The sequence below is a fragment of the Aeromonas sp. R5-1 genome, assembly GCF_040908265.1.
GTDB lineage: Bacteria > Pseudomonadota > Gammaproteobacteria > Enterobacterales > Aeromonadaceae > Aeromonas > Aeromonas caviae.
Map to the genome: position 1 here is coordinate 1 of NZ_JBFODJ010000086.1, position 4,165 is coordinate 4,165.

Here is a 4,165-nt window from a genome sequence, read left to right on the forward strand (position 1 = left end):
GAACAGTCGAGTTAGAAACGAGATGACGTGAGCGCGTTAAGGATCAGGGTGTTCACGTTGGCCGGAATGGCTGTTCAACTTCGCCGGAATACGCAGTTCAGCCTCAAGAAGGGAAGTTTCATGCACATAGACCCCAGTATCTTCTGGCTGTATTGGCCGCAGCGTTGGACCTTTCATCGTGAAGTCACGACTTATAAGCCCTACAACTCCACCTTGTTCATTTATACCCCAAGCTGCCACACGATAGATGGCTAAGACTCCAGAATCCTTTTGATGTTTAAAATACCATCCATCAGCGGGCGTCAACTGTGTAATCATGTCAATTCCTTTCCTAAGTGAGTCCAATACCCACAAGCCATATTAAGAAATCAAGTAGTAAGAGAGCAAGAAATCGAATCATCATAGATTGATCAAACAATTCCCCCCGTATTACTACACGGGGGGGCAGGGGACAGCCGGATCCCCTGGGGCACTCAGCCGCCAAGACGGCACAAGACCTTGAGAGCAGCTTGTCTGCGACAGGAGGCGAAGGAAGTCACCAGACGCGCCCCATAGCCTTCGGCTGGTCGCTCTGACGAGGCATTAAAGACAGGTTTAGCAGGGAAGGGGGTTATTTCAGCGTAGGCGCTCAATGCCGTGAATCACCCCAGGGAGGCGGACACCTGGGGGGCATAGGTCCTCGGGACGCTAGCGCCCTGCGGCAGGGCGTTTATCATGGTTCGCGCAGCTCACCATATGCTAATGGTCAGCGGCCATTCTTAACGCGAGCGGCAGCAGAGCGAGCGCGGCGTCTTGCCCGGCAGTGGTGCTGCCACTTCACCTCCAGCTCGATAAAGTGGCCCCCAAAGAGCCAGAGCAGGGGAGGCAACGAGAGCAGCGCTACCAGGGCAACACAGGCCCAACGAGCCTCGGCGGAATAGCTAGGATTGCTCCCTATGGCTATCAGGATGGCAATATCAATGCAGATAGCGATGATGCCAATCACAGCAACCCCCATTATTTCCACAGATATTTTTATGTCCGGTCATCGCTAGGTGCCCCGTCATTCTTGGCCCCAGCAAAGAGCGCCCCATTGACCCGCTTACGCAGCGCGTCCCCATCAGGGTCGCAGTACACATCCACGGGTTGCCCCTGGTACTGGATCACCGCATGGCAGGCCGTCATAGGCTTCAAATCCACGAAGTATTGCGGCCACTCCTCGGCGTAGATGGCTTGCTCGTCGTCCCCCTTCCGCAGTGCAAAGCAATATTCGACGTTGTAGACGTCTCGATCACTCTTGGTCAGCACATGGCAGTTGATGATCATGCGGTATCCGGCGAACGGGCCTACAGCAAAGACGCCAGCAGCATCCGCAGCAGGAGCGCCACTAGGACGTACATTAGCAGCGGGCGCAGCACCCACTTGCCCAGGAACCGAAACAGCGGCATCAGCGGGCGCAGAAGCCACCACAGGGGCTTTAGCAGGCGAGTCAATATATTCAGGCTTGATGAAACCGAAGAACATACAGAGTCCCCAAACGACCAGAACAAAAAGTATTTTAGGGTCTCGGAGCATCGAGCTACCCGCGATTGTATCCGAGACTTTACCGGTTGCAGTTGAGTCATAAAGTTTGAAAACATACTTTGGCACCTTATTAAATGGCTTGGCTTGCAGAACATCAGAAAGAGACGTACCGGAGTTATCGGAAAGGTGGAGAACGGTCTTATAACGCCCCCCCAGTCCCAATATCGCCATATTGGTATGACGAATTGCGGTTTCCGCAGCAGCCCGAATTACTTGATGCACCTTTTTGATGTTCGGGGTTGTTAATACGAAATCCCAGTTATGGTGACGGTGCATATCAAAGGCCACGTCGATTGTTTCGGGTCGGCCATCCTCTTTGGCCTTATCCGGCCCACCAGGATAATCGAGTTTATCCAGGTCACTCTGACGCCATGCTGGCGGAAATACCCGCTGCACCTCATCGACCAGGAAGAATGCCCCCTTGGGTGCCCAGTGGTAGAACCGCGCCAGATGATCGCGGCCCTCCTGGGATTCAGTCTCGACATAGAGCACCTCAAAGCCATCCGGCACCTCTTTACCCAACACTTCGCGGCAACGTTCCACCGAGAAGCCCCGCACGTTGGTAATGATGTAGCGACCCGCCTTGATGGCCGGGATCACATCGGTATGAATAGCGCCGCTTGATTTATAAGACCCTGGCGCACCGTGATGGATTTTGGTGGACATGGATCACCACCCGAAGATATTGAGTAGAAAGCGCGTCACAAATGCCTGGGTAATAACGGACAGGCCCTTATCAAATTGCAGATAGAGCAAAATATCCCGCACAGATGCTGGGAGACTATTAAAGGAGGACGATATCAAATCACTGAATTGCAGGTTTATGAGGATTTCCCTGGCAACATCCCATGAAAACACCAACAGGAATATTTTGAACTCAATCCACTGAATAGCCAGTTTTACCGAAATCCAGGCCGTTACCTGGACAGCAAGATCATATATATCCTGAAACAACCCACTGAATAAATCACCTAACCACTCCATCGCTATCACCTTCTAGTCAAAATAATGAACGCTGTAAAGTAGAAAATAAACATCATCAATGCGGCCAGAAAATCCCAATAGCCATCGGAATCAGGGCAGACTTGATAATCCTTTCCAAATATGGAGAACATATCGAAGCATTTAGGAGCCGAGGCAGAGCCATAGAACCGTCATTCCGCACCTGATTTTGCTATTTTCAGTGCTTGACGGCGATCGGCCGTTCTGATCTATTACTCTCTTTTGCAGGTAGATCATCATGGCCGCACCCGCTATCTCGATCCGTAACCTCGATCACCTTGGTTTGGTCGCCGCACTCTGCCAGGAACTGGGCATTGCCCGCATGATCGATGCCTTGCTCCCCAAAACCCCGCCTTTCAAGGTCTCACATGGTGAAGCCTTGGTCGCCATGATAGTGAACGGCCTCGGCTTTCACAGCAGCACCCTGCACATGTTCCCGCAATTCTTCGCTAACAAGCCGGTTGAGCGCCTGATTGGCCCCGGGATCTGTGCTGATGACCTCAATGATGATGTGCTCGGTCGCTGTCTCGATGCCCTCTTTGAGGCCGATGTCAGCGCCTTGTATCAGGTGATGGCGGCGCAAGTTGTCGAGCGGCTGGGGCTCAAAAGCACCGCAGTGCACCTCGATATTACCAGCTTCCACGTCGATGGCGCCTATGACTGTGCCGATGGGGATCTGGTCGGTAAGCTGCAACTGGTGCGTGGTTATAGTCGTGATCACCGGCCAGAGCTGAATCAAGTGATCCTTGAGCTCATCTGTGAAAATCAGGCTGGCCTACCTGTCTATATGCAGGCCCTGAGCGGCAATAGTAATGACACCAAAGCCTTTGCCCAGACCGTTCGTCGCCATTTGAGCAGTCTCAAGGCCGCGCAGGAGTGCCGTTATCTGGTCGGCGATGCCGCACTGTACTGCGCCGATACCTTGCAATTACTGGCGCAACAGCAGCAACTATTTGTGACCCGGGTGCCCGTCACTCTCAATGAGGCAAAGCAGGCCGTGGCAACCATAGGTGCACAACCGCTGACCGCTCTGGGCAATGGCTATCATGGCCGTTGGCAACACGCGAATTATGCCGGGGTCGCGCAACGTTGGTTGCTGGTGCGCAGCGAACAAGCCAGCCACCGCGAGCAGCAGACATTGGCCAAAAACCTGCTCAAAGACAGTACCCGCGAGCTCAAAGCCTTCGCCAAATTGTGTGCCCGACGCTTTGCTTGTGAGGCGGATGCCCAAGCTGAGTTGAGCTGTTTTACCGCCAGCTTGATGCTGCTGCAACTGGATGCCGAAGTGGTAGGTGAACCCGTTTATACAGGACGTGGCAGACCCAAGCGTGGCGAAGAGCCAATTGGCCATCAGTTTCAAATCACTGGGTTGGCGGCAACTAGCCTGGCTTGCGTTGAAGAGGCCCGCAACCAGACCGGGGTGTTCATCCTGGCGACCAATGACCACAGCGATACGCTGACCATGGCCGAACTTTTGGCCACCTATAAAGCGCAGCAGAATGTCGAACGGGGCTTTCGTTTTCTCAAGAGCCCGGAGTTTTTAACCTCCTCACTGTACCTGAAAAAGCCGGAGCGGATTGAAGCGTTGCTCATGGTGATG

5 protein-coding genes are annotated in these 4,165 nt (G+C 53.4%); 1 reads left to right on the forward strand and 4 read right to left on the reverse strand.

The window, feature by feature from the left end:
• Window positions 1-36: 36 nt before the first annotated feature.
• The 4 genes from AB5Y64_RS12095 to AB5Y64_RS12110 form a co-directional block, all read right to left on the reverse strand.
• A complete protein-coding gene (locus AB5Y64_RS12095; protein ID WP_368203881.1) occupies window positions 37-318 on the reverse strand; it encodes a hypothetical protein in 282 nt (93 codons plus the stop codon).
• 427 nt (window positions 319-745) lie between these two features.
• Window positions 746-985, reverse strand: coding sequence for a hypothetical protein (locus tag AB5Y64_RS12100; RefSeq protein ID WP_339331612.1), 240 nt, complete (start codon window positions 983-985; stop codon window positions 746-748).
• Window positions 986-1,014: 29 nt separating this feature from the next.
• A complete protein-coding gene (locus AB5Y64_RS12105) occupies window positions 1,015-2,229 on the reverse strand; it encodes a zonular occludens toxin family protein (RefSeq protein WP_368203882.1) in 1,215 nt (404 codons plus the stop codon).
• A 3-nt stretch (window positions 2,230-2,232) separates the two neighbouring features.
• Entirely contained in the window at window positions 2,233-2,547 is a 315-nt protein-coding gene (locus tag AB5Y64_RS12110; RefSeq protein ID WP_042878223.1) for a DUF2523 family protein, read from the reverse strand.
• A 256-nt stretch (window positions 2,548-2,803) separates the two neighbouring features.
• On the opposite strand from AB5Y64_RS12110, the gene AB5Y64_RS12115 reads away from it, so the two are divergent.
• Window positions 2,804-4,165 (forward strand): IS1634-like element ISAs25 family transposase (locus AB5Y64_RS12115; protein WP_368203629.1); only part of this gene is annotated, 1,362 nt, incomplete at its 3' end.